This window comes from Jezberella sp. (assembly GCF_964834465.1).
Genome location: NZ_CBAZRM010000013.1, coordinates 64,405 through 79,303, shown reverse-complemented (window position 1 = coordinate 79,303; position 14,899 = coordinate 64,405). Strand labels below are relative to the sequence as shown.

The 14,899-nt window shown below is 52.8% G+C and carries 14 protein-coding genes; 6 read left to right on the top strand and 8 right to left on the bottom strand.

From position 1 onward, the window contains the following. Positions 1–65 precede the first annotated feature (65 nt). From AC1W8Y_RS11495 to AC1W8Y_RS11460, 8 genes are read right to left on the bottom strand one after another with little or no spacing between them, the layout of a single operon-like run. Positions 66–866, bottom strand: a complete 801-nt coding sequence (locus AC1W8Y_RS11495) for an inositol monophosphatase family protein (protein WP_482014615.1) — start codon at positions 864–866, stop codon at positions 66–68. Then, positions 863–1,864, bottom strand: coding sequence for an alcohol dehydrogenase catalytic domain-containing protein (locus AC1W8Y_RS11490; protein ID WP_482014614.1), 1,002 nt, complete (start codon positions 1,862–1,864; stop codon positions 863–865). Before AC1W8Y_RS11490 ends, AC1W8Y_RS11495 begins: the two co-directional genes overlap by 4 nt. Before the next feature lie 17 nt (positions 1,865–1,881). Then, a complete protein-coding gene (locus tag AC1W8Y_RS11485; RefSeq protein WP_482014613.1) occupies positions 1,882–2,646 on the bottom strand; it encodes an SDR family NAD(P)-dependent oxidoreductase in 765 nt (254 codons plus the stop codon). Then, positions 2,643–3,956 carry a sulfopropanediol 3-dehydrogenase gene (gene hpsN / locus AC1W8Y_RS11480; protein WP_482014612.1) on the bottom strand — a complete coding sequence of 438 codons (1,314 nt, stop codon included), beginning with the start codon at positions 3,954–3,956 and terminating at the stop codon, positions 2,643–2,645. Before hpsN ends, AC1W8Y_RS11485 begins: the two co-directional genes overlap by 4 nt. Before the next feature lie 29 nt (positions 3,957–3,985). Further along, positions 3,986–5,026, bottom strand: a complete 1,041-nt coding sequence (locus tag AC1W8Y_RS11475) for an ABC transporter substrate-binding protein (RefSeq protein WP_482014611.1) — start codon at positions 5,024–5,026, stop codon at positions 3,986–3,988. Between the two features lie 30 nt (positions 5,027–5,056). Then, entirely contained in the window at positions 5,057–5,854 is a 798-nt protein-coding gene (locus tag AC1W8Y_RS11470; RefSeq protein WP_482014610.1) for an ABC transporter ATP-binding protein, read from the bottom strand. 8 nt (positions 5,855–5,862) lie between these two features. Continuing rightward, positions 5,863–6,618: an ABC transporter permease gene (locus tag AC1W8Y_RS11465; protein ID WP_482014609.1), complete on the bottom strand. Its 756-nt coding sequence runs from the start codon at positions 6,616–6,618 to the stop codon at positions 5,863–5,865. After that, complete coding sequence (locus AC1W8Y_RS11460) at positions 6,615–7,421, bottom strand: ABC transporter permease (protein WP_482014608.1); 807 nt, start codon at positions 7,419–7,421, stop codon at positions 6,615–6,617. Before AC1W8Y_RS11460 ends, AC1W8Y_RS11465 begins: the two co-directional genes overlap by 4 nt. Before the next feature lie 196 nt (positions 7,422–7,617). Here AC1W8Y_RS11460 and AC1W8Y_RS11455 point away from each other — a divergent pair, with 196 nt between their 5' ends. The 6 genes from AC1W8Y_RS11455 (at position 7,618) to AC1W8Y_RS11430 (ending at position 14,880) form a co-directional block, all read left to right on the top strand. Beyond that, positions 7,618–8,628, top strand: a complete 1,011-nt coding sequence (locus AC1W8Y_RS11455) for a LacI family DNA-binding transcriptional regulator (RefSeq protein ID WP_482014607.1) — start codon at positions 7,618–7,620, stop codon at positions 8,626–8,628. After that, positions 8,606–9,067 carry a hypothetical protein gene (locus tag AC1W8Y_RS11450; RefSeq protein ID WP_482014606.1) on the top strand — a complete coding sequence of 154 codons (462 nt, stop codon included), beginning with the start codon at positions 8,606–8,608 and terminating at the stop codon, positions 9,065–9,067. Before AC1W8Y_RS11455 ends, AC1W8Y_RS11450 begins: the two co-directional genes overlap by 23 nt. Positions 9,068–9,128: 61 nt before the next feature. Then, the gene (locus AC1W8Y_RS11445; RefSeq protein WP_482014605.1) at positions 9,129–11,186 is read left to right on the top strand and encodes an O-linked N-acetylglucosamine transferase, SPINDLY family protein; all 2,058 of its coding nucleotides are present in this window, start codon (positions 9,129–9,131) and stop codon (positions 11,184–11,186) included. 33 nt (positions 11,187–11,219) lie between these two features. Further along, positions 11,220–12,371 carry a DUF3095 family protein gene (locus AC1W8Y_RS11440; RefSeq protein WP_482014604.1) on the top strand — a complete coding sequence of 384 codons (1,152 nt, stop codon included), beginning with the start codon at positions 11,220–11,222 and terminating at the stop codon, positions 12,369–12,371. A 153-nt stretch (positions 12,372–12,524) separates the two neighbouring features. Beyond that, on the top strand, positions 12,525–13,868 hold the full coding sequence (locus AC1W8Y_RS11435) for a 2-hydroxycarboxylate transporter family protein (RefSeq protein WP_482014603.1): 1,344 nt from the start codon (positions 12,525–12,527) through the stop codon (positions 13,866–13,868). Positions 13,869–13,899: 31 nt separating this feature from the next. Further along, complete coding sequence (locus tag AC1W8Y_RS11430; protein WP_482014602.1) at positions 13,900–14,880, top strand: Bug family tripartite tricarboxylate transporter substrate binding protein; 981 nt, start codon at positions 13,900–13,902, stop codon at positions 14,878–14,880. Positions 14,881–14,899: the final 19 nt, after the last annotated feature.

Here is a 14,899-nt window from a genome sequence, read left to right as displayed (position 1 = left end):
AGAGCCATTCAGATGAACTGTCTGACTCGCTTTGACAAAAACGTGTTTACAACAAAGAACAAAAATCATCTCAGCAACAGCTCGCGCCAAGCATCGGCCAGGCCGGGGATTGAAGCCGCGATCTGATCAGAGGCAAGTACCGCCTGATCATCCAGCGAAAACACACAACCACCAGCTTCTTCAATCAGCAATACACCAGCCGCAGCATCCCAGGGGCCCATCGCACGCTCCCAAAATACATCACACCGCCCGGCAGCCAGATACGCCATTTCTAACGCCATGCTACCAGAACGACGTACGCCACCAAGGGCGCGCATGACAGCGCCGAGCTGAGCCAAATACGCGTCCATGAACAAGGCTTTGGGTTTTGGGAACACGGTCGCGGCCAGCCCTTCAATCAGTGAACCCGTGGTGGCCACCTGCAACCTGTTGCCGTTCAAATAAGCACCATGGCCTCTGACGGCAGAGAAAACTTCATCACGATAGGGGTCAGCCACACAGGCCACTTGTGGTTGACCTTGAATCACCAAGGCCAATGAAATACTGCACTGCGGATAGCCGTGCACAAAATTGAGGCTACCATCAATGGGATCGACTACCCAGACGGCACCCTTCGCTGGCCAGTGACCACCCCCTTCTTCACCAAGAAAGGCGTGCTCTGGAAACCGCGCATGCAACTGATCTTTAAAGAACGTCTCGAGCTCACGGTCGAGGTCGCTAGAAACATCACCCGCTGCTTTGACCGTGACCTTGCCTGCCCTAGCCCCACGACGCTCGCGCAGCATGCCCATCCCTTCACGGGCAAGCGCAATGGCAAACTCGCAGGCCTCTTGCAGCCGTTGATCAGCAATCGGGGCAGGCGTCATGGGCAGAGGATGACCTTCGCTGAAGAGGCAATCCCTTTATCCAAATCACGGAAGGCTGCGGCACCGTCCTGCAAAGCACGCACGTCAAGCCAAGCCAGATTGCCAAACACGCCTTTGTAGATCAATTGCACAGTGGCACGCAGATCGGCCGTTGTATAGGTATACGTACCCAGCAAAGTAATCTCGGCGAGCGTTAGCCGGCGCATATCGATTTCGCTGGCCCAATCCTGCAAGCCGACATGCATCACCACACCACCTGCTTTCACGCTGGCGATAGCGGTGACGCGCGTAATTTTTGATCCAACCGCGTCCATCACATAATCAAAAGACGCTTGCGCTGGCGCTGCTTCTTTAGGATTGTAAGTTTTCACACCTGCGTGCTGTTCGAGTTGTTCGCGGCGCAGTGGGTTGATTTCTGCAACCGTGATGTCTGTGCAACCGTAATGTTTCAGTAGCAAGGCCGACAGCATGCCGATTGCACCACCGCCCAAAATCAGAACTCGGCACTCGGGAATCGGTCTGACCAGCACACGCATCGACAGATTGATCGCATGTAATGCCGTCGCCGCAGGTTCTGTGACAGCCGCATGGATCGGTGACATGTCCTGAGGCATCTCAATCAAAGAGGAGGCCGGGATCGACATTTGCTCAGCAAAAGCGCCAGGCCGCGTCATCCCCACCATCGTTCTATTGGCGCAGAGATTATTGCGACCTTGCACACAAAACTCGCACACCCCGCAGGTAATAAGCGGATTGCCTGTGACGCGAGTACCAACCGCATAACGGGTCGATGCAGTTTCAAGGACCGTACCGCAAAACTCATGACCTAGCACCAAACCGGGCAGACGACGTGGATCATGTCCATGATAAGCGTGCATATCCGAGCCGCAAATGCCGACCGCGTCAATTTTCAGAATCACTTCATCCTGTTCAAGTACGGGATCCGGTAATGTCTGTAACTGGACTTCGTTAGGTTGGGTGTAGACCAAAGCATGCATGGTGAATGTCCTTTTCGTTATTTAGCCGTAAAGCCGCCATCAATCATGATGGTCTGACCAGTGATGTAAGCAGAGGCGTCGCTAGCAAGAAACACCGTCAGACCATACAAATCTGCCAGCTCACCATTACGACCAATGCAGGTCTGCTTGGCGTTGTGCTGAACCAATTCTGCATTACCAAAAACGGGTGCAGTCAACGCAGTCGGAAAAAAACCGGGCCCTATCGCGTTGCAGTTAATCCCTTGGGCTGACCATGCTTGGGCAGTGGCTCGCGTCAATTGAACGATACCGCCCTTGCCAGCACCGTAAGGTGCGCTATTGGGAAACGCGCGGTAGCTTTGCAAGCTGGCAATATTGATGATCCGCCCCCAGCCTCGCGTGGCCATCTGAGGGGCCAGGGCCTGGGTCAAGAAAAACGGCGCACTCAAATGAAGGTTAATTTGGGTTTGCCAGGTCGTTGGGCTGACGTCGGCAAACGCTTCACGTTGATTGATGCCCGCCGCGTTGACGAGGATGTCGATCGCACCCGACGCCAACGCGCGTTCTGCGCCCACTTGAACTGCTTCAATATCCGCAAGATCACAAGACACACAGCTTGCCTCAATGCCTTGATGATTGAGGCGTTGGGCAGACTGCTCGAGTGCCTCTAACCGGCGGGCCATCAGCACGACACGGGCACCTGCTAACCCCAGTGCAGTCGCCATCGCCTCACCAATGCCAGAGTTACCCCCTGTCACGAGCGCCGTCTTACCTTGCAAAGCGAAAAGAGAGGCTAGCTTCATACCTCGACGGGCACGCCCAGATCAAACGTTTCAGTGGGGAAATATTTCGCCAAGCGATCATCGGCCGTGCGGGCATGTGCCTCCATCCCCTCCAAACGTGAAATGCGCGCAGTCACTTCACCGATGTCACGAGCCGCTGCACGCGTCATTTTTTGCCACGTCAGTGTTTTCATGAACTTGTGAACAGAAAGGCCACCCGAATAACGCCCGGCACCTTTGGTCGGCAGCACATGGTTGGGACCACTTGCTTTGTCACCGTACGCAACTGTCGTTTCTTCACCGAGAAACAATGAGCCATAACAGGTCAACGTGTCTAGCCACCAATCCAAATCACTCGCATGAACTTCAAGATGCTCAGAGGCGTAACGATCCGACAATGCGGCAACTTCTTCACGGCTATCACAAACAATCACTTCCCCGTAATCTCGCCAGGCACAGCCTGCAGCATCGCGCGCAGTGGGTGGCAAGGCTTCGATCAAGGCAGGGATGCGCTGCATGACGTCGCGTGCCAGTTTTTCACTGGTGGTAAACAACCAAGCGGGCGATTCGTGGCCGTGCTCGGCCTGACCCACTAGATCACTGGCGACAATGGCTGGATCGGCCGTTTCGTCGGCAATCACCGCCACTTCTGAAGGGCCTGCAAAGACATCAATCCCCACTTTGCCAAACAGGGTCCGTTTAGCTTCCGCGACGAATTTATTGCCGGGCCCGACAATGACATCGGCCGGCTTGCCGCTGAACAAGCCGTACGCCATGGTGGCAATTGCTTGAACCCCACCAAGGGTCATGATGACATCCGCACCCGCTTTATCAAAGGCGTACATGAGGTAAGGGTGCATTGGGCCGCCTCTGAACGGGCCCGAGCACGCGATGATCGTTTTGACGCCAGCTGCTTTCGCCGTCGCAACGCCCATGTAGGCGGAGGCAATGTGCGCATAACGACCCGCTGGCGCATAACAACCCGCGACATTGACGGGCAACACTCGCTGCCCAGCGGTTACACCAGCATGCAACCCCGTGCTGAACTCACTCATGGACTGACGCTGAGCGACAGCAAAATCAAACACTTGCTTGATCGCAAAGTCAATGTCTTGGCGAACTTGCTGTGGCACTTTTGCGGCGTTCGCATCCAGCGCTGCTCGGGTGACAATGAAATCACCCTCCCACTTATCCAAAACCTTGGCATAGTGACGCACCGCTTCAACACCATCCTTTTGAATGGCTTCAAGCATTTCGTTGACGACCTTTTGGGCTGTCGCGGTTTCGGTCTCTGGCGTCTTGGCGGCTTTCTTCAAATACTGGATGCTCACTTGCATTCTCCAAAATTAATCGTTCGTGCTTATTTACTCTGGGCAAACTCTCGTAACTTGGGGTCGTCCTGGACAAGTTTGAGAAAGTCGCCCGTGACGTACTGATTGACGTCTGGCACAGTTGGGATTGCCCCTGTCTCTTTCATAAAACCACCAATGGCGGTAAGCCAGCCATCGACCTGTGATGCACCTTTGCTACGATCAAACAGTTGGATCTGAGCAGCTAAGTCAAAAGTTGGCTGGGTGTCAAACTCTTTGTTCATCATGGCTTCACTGATATTGACACCACCCTTGCTGTAGAAGTCTTTCATCAGGACAAGGGATTCCTCGTGATGATTGCTTATCCATGAAAAAGCACGAAAATAGACGGCAAGGTACTTGGCAACCAATTCAGGATGCTCTCGCGCATAATCACCTCGGGCAATGAGCACTCCAGGGACGGTCGCGCCGCTATCTTTGCCACTGCACACCACTTTGGCGTCTGCTTTGTCTTCAACGGTATAAATATTGGGCGCCCACAAACCTGTCAGATCAGCGTTACCAGATGACAAGGCTGAGATAATCTCTGCCTGGCCCATATTCTTTACCAGCACATCTGATTTGTTCAGCCCATATTTTTTCAAACACGATCGAACAGCGTAATCGACCGTAGAGTTTGCAGTGAGCATAATCGTTTGACCACGCAAGGTAGCCACTGGGTCCTTGGCAAACTCAATGGCTTTATTTTTACTTGCTACTAAGGCGTTAGCGGCAGACTGGTCATTAGTAATGCCAATGGTTTTAATCCCAAAGCGCTGATAGCCAAGTACAGCAGGCACCGACCCAGTACCACCGACATCCCAAGACTTCGCCGCCGCAGAGGCGATTTGTGGCACACCCGCTGGGAAGGTGCTGAACTCAGGCGCTAGACCGACCTCCTTCCACCACCCTTTCTCCGTGGCAACATAGTAGGGCAATGCCCAATAAAGCGCGGGCTGATAACTAATCTTGATGGGTGTCAGCGTTTGTGAAAATGCAGATGACGCCCAGAATGAGGCGATAAACAAGCTGGCAAGAGATTTTTTTAACATGGTTTGTTCCTTTGCAACACTGGTGAAATATTAATGATCGATCCCTGCGTGCTCTTCCCTCAGCGACTTCCAGATTCGCGTGCGCAGGTGCACGAACGACTCTAGATCCATGACATCCTCGATGCGTTGTAGCGTGTCCCAGTTTTCAGCTTCGCGCACCGGTTTAATATCAATGACCTCTTTGACTCGACCTGGCCTAGCCGCCATGATGACCACCCGATCAGCCAGATAGACGGCCTCTTCTACCGCATGCGTAATAAACAGCACCGTCCGCGGGTTCTTGCGTGCCAGCTTAACCAGCTCTTCTTGCATCACCACACGCGTCTGAGCATCTAACGCACCGAACGGTTCATCCATGAGCAACACATCGGGGTCAAGGGCATAGGCGCGAGCGATCGCGACCCGTTGCTGCATACCGCCCGACAATTGATGCGGATACGCGGATTCATAGCCTTGCAAATTCATCAGGGAGATATAGTGGCGAATGATCTTGTCGCGCTCTTGCGCGGGGATTTGCTTCGCACGCAGTCCAAAATCAATGTTGTCATAAACTGACTTCCACGGAAACAGCGCAAACTGCTGGAAAACAACCGCGCGATCGGGACCTGGTGCGACGACCTTCTTGCCTGCCACCGTCAATGCTCCGGACGTCGGAAACTCCAAGCCCGCTGCCATGCGCATACAAGTCGTCTTGCCACAACCCGAGGGCCCCACGATGGCAACAAACTCTTTGTCGCGAACCTCAAGATCAAACCCTTCAATGATGGGCACTAAGCTCCCATCGCGCTTGAAGACACGTCCGATTTGCTGGAATAAGATATTGCTCATATTTTTTTCTAATGAATTTGTCTGTGTTTCAGCAACACGATTTCAAGACGCCGTAGCGCAATGTCAATCAGCAAACCGACCATACCAATGGCAAGCATGCCACTCATGACGATGTCAGTTGCAATCGCGCCCTGACCTTTGACCATTACATAGCCCACGCCGCTCGACGCGACAATCAGCTCAGCACCGACAAGCGATAGCCATCCTGCCCCCGCGCTAATCCGCAGACCTGCAATGATGCTTGGGATAGCCGCTGGGCACAAAACCTCGGTCAATGTTCGATAATGACCGACGCCCAGCATGCTTGCGGCCTCTAAGTAACGAACTTCGATGCCTGTGGCACCTCGGTAGGCGTTGATCAAGCAAGGCGGGAAGGCACCCGCAAAAATGATCAAGGTCGGCCCGCCAATCCCGGTACCAAACCATAAGGCGGCGAAAGGCAACCAGGCAACGGGTGCGATGAATCTCAACCCATCAAACAAGGGCGACACCAGATCATCCAGCCAGCGAAACCAGCCCATCAGCAAACCGAGTGGCACCCCAACGATGGCAGCCAAACCAAAGCCCAATGCAAAGCGTTGTAGGCTAGAGGCCATATGTTGCCAAAGCGTATATCCGGCAAACGGGTGAATCGCCAAGTCCACCAGTCGCATCATCACCACGTGGGGCAAAGGTAGGAATTGACTTGGCGCTAGGTCGAGCGCCCCTGCCAAGTACCAAATCCCCAAGAAGGCGCAGGCGCCAGCAAACGACAGACCTTTCATGATTCCACCCTCACCACTCGCCAAGGTATCGCTAGGGTCTCGATCCAACCAAGCACCGCCGTGGTCACCGCCCCGCACGATGCCACAAAGACCATCGCCACCAGAATCATTGCCGGGTAAATATCTTGCGCGCCTTGATTCAGGATGCTACCCAAGCCATATAGCGCGCCCACCAATTCAGCTGCCACCAGCGTGGTCCAGCTCGCCTGCAAGGAGAGACGCAGTCCGGTGAAAATCATGGGTGCAGCGCCTGGCACTAACACCTGCGTTGCAAGCCGCCAGCCCCGAATCCCCAGCATACGGGCGGCTTCAAGGATAGGGGTGTCAATATTGCGCACACCCGTATAACTGTTAATCACCGATGGCACGAACGCGGCAACAAAAATCACCAGTAACTTTGCGGCGTCACCCAAGCCGAGCCAAACGATCGCCAGCGGAATCCAAGCAAGGGGCGGCATCGGACGTAGCAGCAAAAAAGCCGGATTTAAAAAGGCTTCAGCCCGACGTGAATGCCCCATCAACAGCCCGAGTGGCACACCCACGACGCTGGCAATCGTAAAACCAAGCAACACCAGTTTCAGACTATGCAAAATATGTTGATGCAACAATCCATTGCCATACCCAGAGAACGCGATTTGTTCAAATGCCACCCAGACGTCGATCGGCATTGGGAATCGTGCAGCCGATACCCAACCAGTCACCACAGTCAATAGCCACCAACTAACCAGCACCAGCGCGACCGACCCCAACCTTAAGAAGAGGCGGCGCGAATGAGGAAACCATGACTGGGCTTTTTGACGCATTGCTAGCACTTGTCTCGTTATTTATTTATATGTAAGCGTTTGCATCAATTAAACACGAATAGATTATTTGCTGTCAATCAAAAACTTGGCAGCTATCTGTTATATAGGGGAAATCACCTATTAACTCAGCGTAATCATGCTTTGCTTTCGATGCAAACGCTTGCAATTTTTACTCAACTAGTCGATCATAACGACCATGCACAAGACCGTACGGATCGAAGATGTCGCTAAAGTTGCTGGGGTATCTACCGCCACGGTGTCGCGCGCACTCTCTCAGCCCCAACGGGTGCGAGAAATCACTCGCCGCTTGGTGCAAGATGCCGTCGACAAACTAGGTTATATCCCTGATGCGAGCGGCCGAGCCTTGGCTTCTGGGCGCACTAAAACGGTTGGCTGCCTCATCCCAACCCTTGATCACGCCATTTTCGCGCGCAGCACAGAAGCCCTTCAAACGACATTAGCAGAGGCAGGCTATCAGTTGCTCGTTGCCAGCCATAATTACGATCTCGGTCACGAAGTACTCTTGGCTCAAGCCTTGCAACAGCGTGGCGTCGACGCCATGGTATTGGTCGGCGCCAAGCACGACCCAGCGCTCTGGAAAATGCTGCTCTCCTGGCGCCGCCCCGCCATGTTGACTTGGGTCTGTGACCCTCGCTTGCCATCGGTGGGTTTCGACAATCATGCGATTGGCGCGCTGGCTGCCCGACACTTGTTAGATCTGGGACACCGGCGGATTGGATTGATCTCTGGTTTCACTAAACACAACGACCGTGCGCAGGCGCGCTTTATGGGGGTACTTGAGACACTCATGGCGGTCGGCATCAACCTGGAACCGCACTGGGTCAGCTACCAAAATTTGAATATCAGTGGCGGACGTCTCGGCTTGCTCGAACTGTTCAAGCGTGGCCCCGCCCCCACCGCTGTCATCTGCGGCAATGATCTGCTTGCCACGGGCGCATTCCTTCAGGCGCAAAGGCAAGGCTTAAAAATCCCTGACGACTTGTCTATTTGTGGGGTCGATAATCACGAGCTGGCCAGCGAAATGAGCCCGGGCTTGACGACGGTCAGTTTGCCAACAACCGACCTAGGTCGGATTGCCGCCATACAAATACTCGCCGCCTTGGCGGGCGAGCCTATCGCCCAACAGTCGCTCTTGCCTATTAGCCTGATCAAGCGGGGCACGAGTGCGCCGCCTGCAACTCAGTGAAACATCTTTGCCATTGCCTGAATCGCATTGGTTTTGGTGCCGTCAACATCCATCCCGGCCCACTGATGTAGAAATGTTCGATATCCAGAGGCCCTGCTCGATACAAACCTTGATCAGCCAAGTCTCGGCGGCTATTTACCGACTGTTGTCGAAGCTTGCCAGTGAGTTAACCCAGAGCAAACACATTCGGGTATTGCCCATCACCTGGTCAACAAAAAAGACAACCAAAGCAAAATTCAGAGCATTCTGTTGCATTCCTCTGACCATCACCAAAGACGAACTTGAGCGACGTGTTCGTGCTTTTGGACTGGGTGATGGAATTTCTAACATTCATGTTATCGCACAAGGTAGGACCTATCTTCTTGCCGACAACAACAGTCACTTTTCTATCGATGATGACGTCATCATTTTGCACGGCGTTAGCTTTAAAAAGATATAGCCTGCACCTCAAAAATTAAGTAAAGTGGCGCCATCTTCCGACAAGCAAAGGTAACGCCGCCATGCTGCAAGCGCCGAATGAGCCGACCGACGCATCCCCCATCCCTTCGGCGCAACAGGCCGACCTTTTAAAACAAATTCAGCTATTACAAACCCTCCAAAAGGCCTTCGGCTTTCACCAGCAGGGGCAGTTTGATGAGGCCCGCGCGCTTTATGAGCGTATCCTTGACACCGACCCTAAGAACTTTGAGGCACTACAGCTGCTGGGGGCGATGTCTAACCAGACACAAGAATTCCAGCGCGCGGTCGAATGCTTGACCGCCGCCATTGACTTGAATCCTGACTACCCCGAAGGGTATAGCAACCGAGGTTGTGCTTATCGAAGTTTGAAGCAATACCGTGAAGCGGCGCAAGATTTTCAACGGGCGATTGCCCTCAAGCCCGCTTACCTTGACGCCTATTACAATCAAGGAAACTTACAACTCGAATTAAAGCAACTCGACGAAGCAATGACGAGCTTTAACCACGTCATTGCCCTCAAACCAGATCATGCGCAAGCTCATCTCGCGCGTGGCAACGTCTACCAAGAGGCCAAACAGTTCGACAAGGCCCTCGAATGTTACGACCAAGCGATTGCCCATCAGCCTGCTTATGCAGAGGCATATAACAACGCCAGCATGGTGTTGATTGAACAGCGTCAATGGCGAGACGCAATTGCCGTGGGTTCGAATGCGCTTGCACTCAAACCCGGTTACGACTTTCTGCGCGGCATCCTGCAACATGCCAGAATGAACATCTGCGATTGGGAAGCATACACAGACAACGTCGCCGACATTGTTGCCCGCGTTGAAGCATCAGAAAAAGTCTGCAATCCCTTTGCACTGCTTGCCCTGGTGGATGATCCGGCAGTCCAATTGCAGTGCGCGACGATTTACGCTCAAGCCAAATTCCCGACGAGCAAGGTGCTTGGCGATATACCCAGAGCTGCCCAGGCACCTAAAATCAGAGTCGGATATTACTCAGCTGATTTTCATCAGCACGCGACCGCCTACTTGATAGCAGAGCTTTTCGAAAAGCACGATAAAAGCAAATTCGAGATGATTGCTTTCTCGCTCGGGCCTAACAAGCCCGATGAGATGCGCACACGCCTCCAGGCATCATTTGATCAGTTTTTAGATGCGTCAGCGCTAAGTGACCTTGAAATCGCCCAACTGAGCCGAGCGCTTCATATCGACATTGCCGTTGATCTCAAAGGCTACACCGCAGAGAATCGAACGGGTATTTTCGCTTTTCGTGCAGCCCCGGTGCAAGTCAGTTATTTGGGTTATCCCGGCACCTCAGGTGCTGACTTTATGGATTACATCGTTGCCGATCACGTCGTTATCCCAGACACGAAGCGCGATTGTTACAGCGAACAGATTGTCTACCTGCCGCAAAGCTATCAGGTCAACGATAGGCAGCGAAAGATTTCGGATAAGCGTTTTTCTCGTGCAGAACTTGGCTTACCTGAGCAAGGATTTGTCTTCTGTTGTTTTAACAAAAACTACAAAATCACCCCTCACCTATTTGCTGCCTGGATGCGAATTTTACAAGCAGTGGATGCAAGCGTGTTGTGGCTTTTTCAAAATGATGTCAACGCCTCTAATCATCTCAAAGCAGCCGCCCAACAACATGGGATTGATCAGGATCGACTGGTTTTCGCGAGCGAAATCCCCATGTCTGAACACCTCGCCAGACATCGCGCAGCCGACCTTTTTTTAGACACACTACCGTACAACGCGCACACCACCGCCAGCGATGCCCTCTGGGCTGGCTTACCCGTCATCACGCTGATCGGCTCGTCATTCGCGAGCAGAGTGTCTGCGAGTCTGCTGACCGCCATCGACTTACCAGCATTGATCACCACGTCCTTGCCAGAATATGAAGCGTTAGCCATCGCACTGGCCAAGACGCCGGATCGTCTGCAAGCGCTAAAGCAGAAGCTATCTGACAACCGAATGACAACGCCCTTGTTCGACACGCCAAGGTTCACCAAACAACTCGAAGACGCCTACCAGCAGATGATGGCCCGATACTGGGCTGGATTGGCACCGCAAACACTGGTGATTGAAGCCGCCTAGCAACTGACATCGACTGGACTCTGGATGACAACGATGGAAACCCTTGATGCAGCAAACACCAGAGATTTTTACAAAAATCTTGCTAGCATTCATGAAATTATCGATGTCACCAACCTTGATCTGTACGTTGACGTACCTGAGGATTGGTCGATTTTTATGACAGATGTCGTGGCGTCGTCTGCCGCCATTGCAGCCGGGCAGTATAAAAACGTCAATATTGCCGGTGTGGCAACCATCACGGTGATCCAAAATATCTGCCGAGGGCTCGAGCTACCGTTTGTGTTTGGTGGAGACGGTGCGGCCTTGCTAGCCCCTGATGAGGTGACCCAGACCATCGGTGATGCCTTGATCAACCTCGCCAAACAAGTTCAGCAACAACTGCAACTGACCTTGAGAGTGGGTTGCATCCCGATCAAAGTCATCCGAGGCCTGGGGGCAAATATTCAAGTGGCGAAATTCGAGCCTAGCCCAGAGAACCAGCTCGCCATGGTGACAGGCGGTGGTCTTCAAATCGCGGACAAATTACTGAAAGCCGAGGACAGCCGCTACTTGATTCGCAGCGATCGTGAGGTGACGATTTCACTAGAGGGATTGGAATGTCGCTGGAACGAAGTCAGCTCGGTCAATGGTCAAATGATGACGCTTATCGCGCAAGGGATGCAGGGCTCATTGACCTCATACCGGGAAATTATTCAACAAATCAAGCGGGTAGCGCCAAATTCCCGCCCGTTGCGGCATGACAATATCCCGATGACGTGGCCTCCTAAATTTGTCGTGGCCGAAATGAAACTCAAAACAAAAAATCTGTTAGCGCGTTGGATACAAACAGCTCGTGTAACGCTACTGACGGGTATCTTTACGCTGATTGTCAAGACACAACGAACTAAATCTGACTCAGTGACGGCCAAGTACCTAGATTTGCTCACGAGAAACACCGATGACATCAAAATTGATGACTATCTGCGCATGGTCATCGATGTCAGCCCCTCCCAGGCGGCTGAAATTCTCGCTTTGTTAGACACGCTGGAAAAATCCGGTCATATTAAGTACGGCGTCCATTTTTCAGATTCAGCACTGTTCACCTGTCTGGTTTCTTCGCTGGCCGTCCACACACACTTTATTGATGGTAATGATGGGGGCTATGCCCTTGCTTCAAAGCATCTCAAGCAAAAATTCGCAAACTAATCGAATTCATTAGGGTAAGACATAGTATCTGCGGGCTACCAACTAGCCAACCGCGTTATATCATTGGGCACATTCAATCCATGCTTATTTGAAGCAAGCCCCCCTGCGCAGCCATTGGGCAGGATAGTCATCGCCGTGCCAAGGAGAAAAACAATGGGATCACCACCCAACACACCGCAAACCGAAACCACCAAAGCGGGATTCTGGCCACAGGGGTGGTGGAAATTGATGGAATTCAGGATCGGTATTTTTCCGTTTCCTATTTATATTCTCGCTGGCTGTTTGATCGCAGGACTTGTTGCGATGAACAAACTGCCCAATGAAATATCCATCGCCATTGTCATGTTTGCGTTTTTCGGGTTCACCCTCGCTGAAATAGGCAAGCGGATACCGATTATCCGAAATATTGGGGCAGCCGCCATTTTCGCGACCTTTATCCCTTCAGCGATGGTGTACTACGATCTGTTGCCCAAAACAATCGTCAAAGTCACCTCAGACTTTACGAAATCTTCAAATTTTCTCTATCTATTTATTGCCAGTATCATCGTAGGCAGCATTTTAAGTATGGATCGCCAAGTCCTTATCAAGGGCTTTCTTAAGATCTTTATTCCCTTGGCGGCTGGCACCGTTGTCGCTGGCTTGGTGGGGACAGGGGTCGGCACCTTGTTAGGCTTAGGCACTTACCATACATTCTTTTTTATCGTGGTCCCTATCATGGCGGGCGGCGTCGGTGAAGGGGCCATCCCCCTGTCGGTAGGTTACGGTCAAATCCTGCATCAAGATCAAGGCGAGTTATTTGCAACCGTGCTGCCACCTGTCATGATTGGCAGTCTAACGGCCATTCTTCTTTCCGGCATTTTAAACTTTGTCGGCAAACGCTATCCGCAGTTCACGGGCGAAGGAAGTCTGCAACCCGGCAGCGAAAACGCACCTGCCAAGTCGTTACAAGAAGACAACTCAATTAAAACCGATGTGACTCACATTGCAGCCGCTGGTGTCACAGCGCTGGTGTTATACATCGTTGGCCTTGTTTGCTTCAGGCTCTTTGATTTGCCAGCCCCCGTTGCCATGCTGTTTTGCGCCGTCGCAGTCAAGTTAACCAGGGCAGTGTCTCCTCAGCTAGAGGAGGGTGCTTATGTTGTGTATAAATTTTTCTCTACCGCCGTCACGTACCCCCTGCTGTTCGCAATCGGCGTATCGATGACACCGTGGGACAAACTGATCGCCGCTTTCAATATTGCCACGGTTATCACTATCGTTGCCACTGTGGTCACTTTAATGGCCGTTGGCGCTCTAGTCGGGTATTGGTTAAAAATGTACCCTATCGACACTGCGATTGTGAACGCCTGTCATAGCGGGCAAGGGGGCACAGGAGACATTGCCATTTTGACGGCTGCCAACCGGATGACCTTGATGCCATTCGCGCAGATTGCGACCCGAATCGGTGGGGCAGTCACCGTCACCCTTGTGCTGGTTATCCTGTCCCGTATTTCTTAGCTATCCGTCAAAGTACAACTGAGGCAGACAAATGAAACGTTTTGGCTATTCGTTAACCTCGTCGTTAGCTGCCTGTTGGCTTTGTTTCATTTCGCCCTTCGCGGCGCACGCTGGGGCTTATCCAGACCAACCGATACGAATCGTTGTGCCTTACCCTGCAGGGGGGGGCACTGACTTTGTATCGCGCCTCGTCGGCACGAAGCTGGCAGAGCTCACGGGCTGGCAAGTCATTATCGAAAACCGCCCCGGCGCAGGCGGTAATTTGGCGGTCGATGTCGTGGCCAAAGCACCACCAGATGGCTACATGCTGGTGATGGCACAGCCAGATAACGCCAGTCTGGGCCCTTGGCTTTACTCCAGCGTCACCTACGATACGGTCAAGAGTTTTGCGCCAGTGATCCAGGTTTCGGTCACCCCGGAAGCAATCGCGAGTTCAGCCAAATCGTCCATCAAAACCCCAGAAGATCTCGTCGCCAAGGGCAGATCACCCGAGGGGCTCAAGTGGTCAACCGCTGGCGCCGGCACCATGGGGCATTTGGTCGGCGAAGACTTCAAGAGTCGAACTCAAATCAACTTGCTTCAAGTGCCTTACAAAGGTGCTTCACCAGCACTGACGGACGTCATGGGCGGCAGCGTCGACGTTTACATTGGCACACTCGCCTCTACCGTTGCGCTCGTGGAGAGTGGACGGTTGAACCTCGTTGCCGTGGCGACCTCAAAACGCTCACCCCGATTTCCAGAGGTGAAGACACTAGACGAAACCGTTGCAAAAGGGGTGGATTTTGGGGTTTGGATGGGCTTGTTGGCCCCCGCAGGCACTCCTCCCGACAGAGTCAGTCGATTAAATCAGGAAATTAATCGCGTGCTGAAAATGCCCGATGTGGCCGCGAAAATGGCAGAGACAGGTGTTGAGCCAGTTGGCGGGACATCTGCAGAATTTGCTTCGTTTGTAAAAAAAGACTATGAACGCTGGGGTGTCTTAGCTAAAACGTCCGGGGTCAAATTAGACTGATCCGCCGCGCGGCCGGGCC

Bases quoted from the DNA above. Each gene is read 5' to 3' on its own strand.
- AC1W8Y_RS11460 (WP_482014608.1), bottom strand. From the start codon at position 7,421: ATGCGTCAAAAAGCCCAGTCATGGTTTCCTCATTCGCGCCGCCTCTTC.
- AC1W8Y_RS11485 (WP_482014613.1), bottom strand. From the start codon at position 2,646: ATGAAGCTAGCCTCTCTTTTCGCTTTGCAAGGTAAGACGGCGCTCGTG.
- AC1W8Y_RS11440 (WP_482014604.1), top strand. From the start codon at position 11,220: ATGGAAACCCTTGATGCAGCAAACACCAGAGATTTTTACAAAAATCTT.
- AC1W8Y_RS11490 (WP_482014614.1), bottom strand. From the start codon at position 1,864: ATGCATGCTTTGGTCTACACCCAACCTAACGAAGTCCAGTTACAGACA.
- AC1W8Y_RS11445 (WP_482014605.1), top strand. From the start codon at position 9,129: ATGCTGCAAGCGCCGAATGAGCCGACCGACGCATCCCCCATCCCTTCG.
- AC1W8Y_RS11435 (WP_482014603.1), top strand. From the start codon at position 12,525: ATGGGATCACCACCCAACACACCGCAAACCGAAACCACCAAAGCGGGA.
- AC1W8Y_RS11465 (WP_482014609.1), bottom strand. From the start codon at position 6,618: ATGAAAGGTCTGTCGTTTGCTGGCGCCTGCGCCTTCTTGGGGATTTGG.
- AC1W8Y_RS11470 (WP_482014610.1), bottom strand. From the start codon at position 5,854: ATGAGCAATATCTTATTCCAGCAAATCGGACGTGTCTTCAAGCGCGAT.
- AC1W8Y_RS11495 (WP_482014615.1), bottom strand. From the start codon at position 866: ATGACGCCTGCCCCGATTGCTGATCAACGGCTGCAAGAGGCCTGCGAG.
- AC1W8Y_RS11455 (WP_482014607.1), top strand. From the start codon at position 7,618: ATGCACAAGACCGTACGGATCGAAGATGTCGCTAAAGTTGCTGGGGTA.
- AC1W8Y_RS11430 (WP_482014602.1), top strand. From the start codon at position 13,900: ATGAAACGTTTTGGCTATTCGTTAACCTCGTCGTTAGCTGCCTGTTGG.
- AC1W8Y_RS11475 (WP_482014611.1), bottom strand. From the start codon at position 5,026: ATGTTAAAAAAATCTCTTGCCAGCTTGTTTATCGCCTCATTCTGGGCG.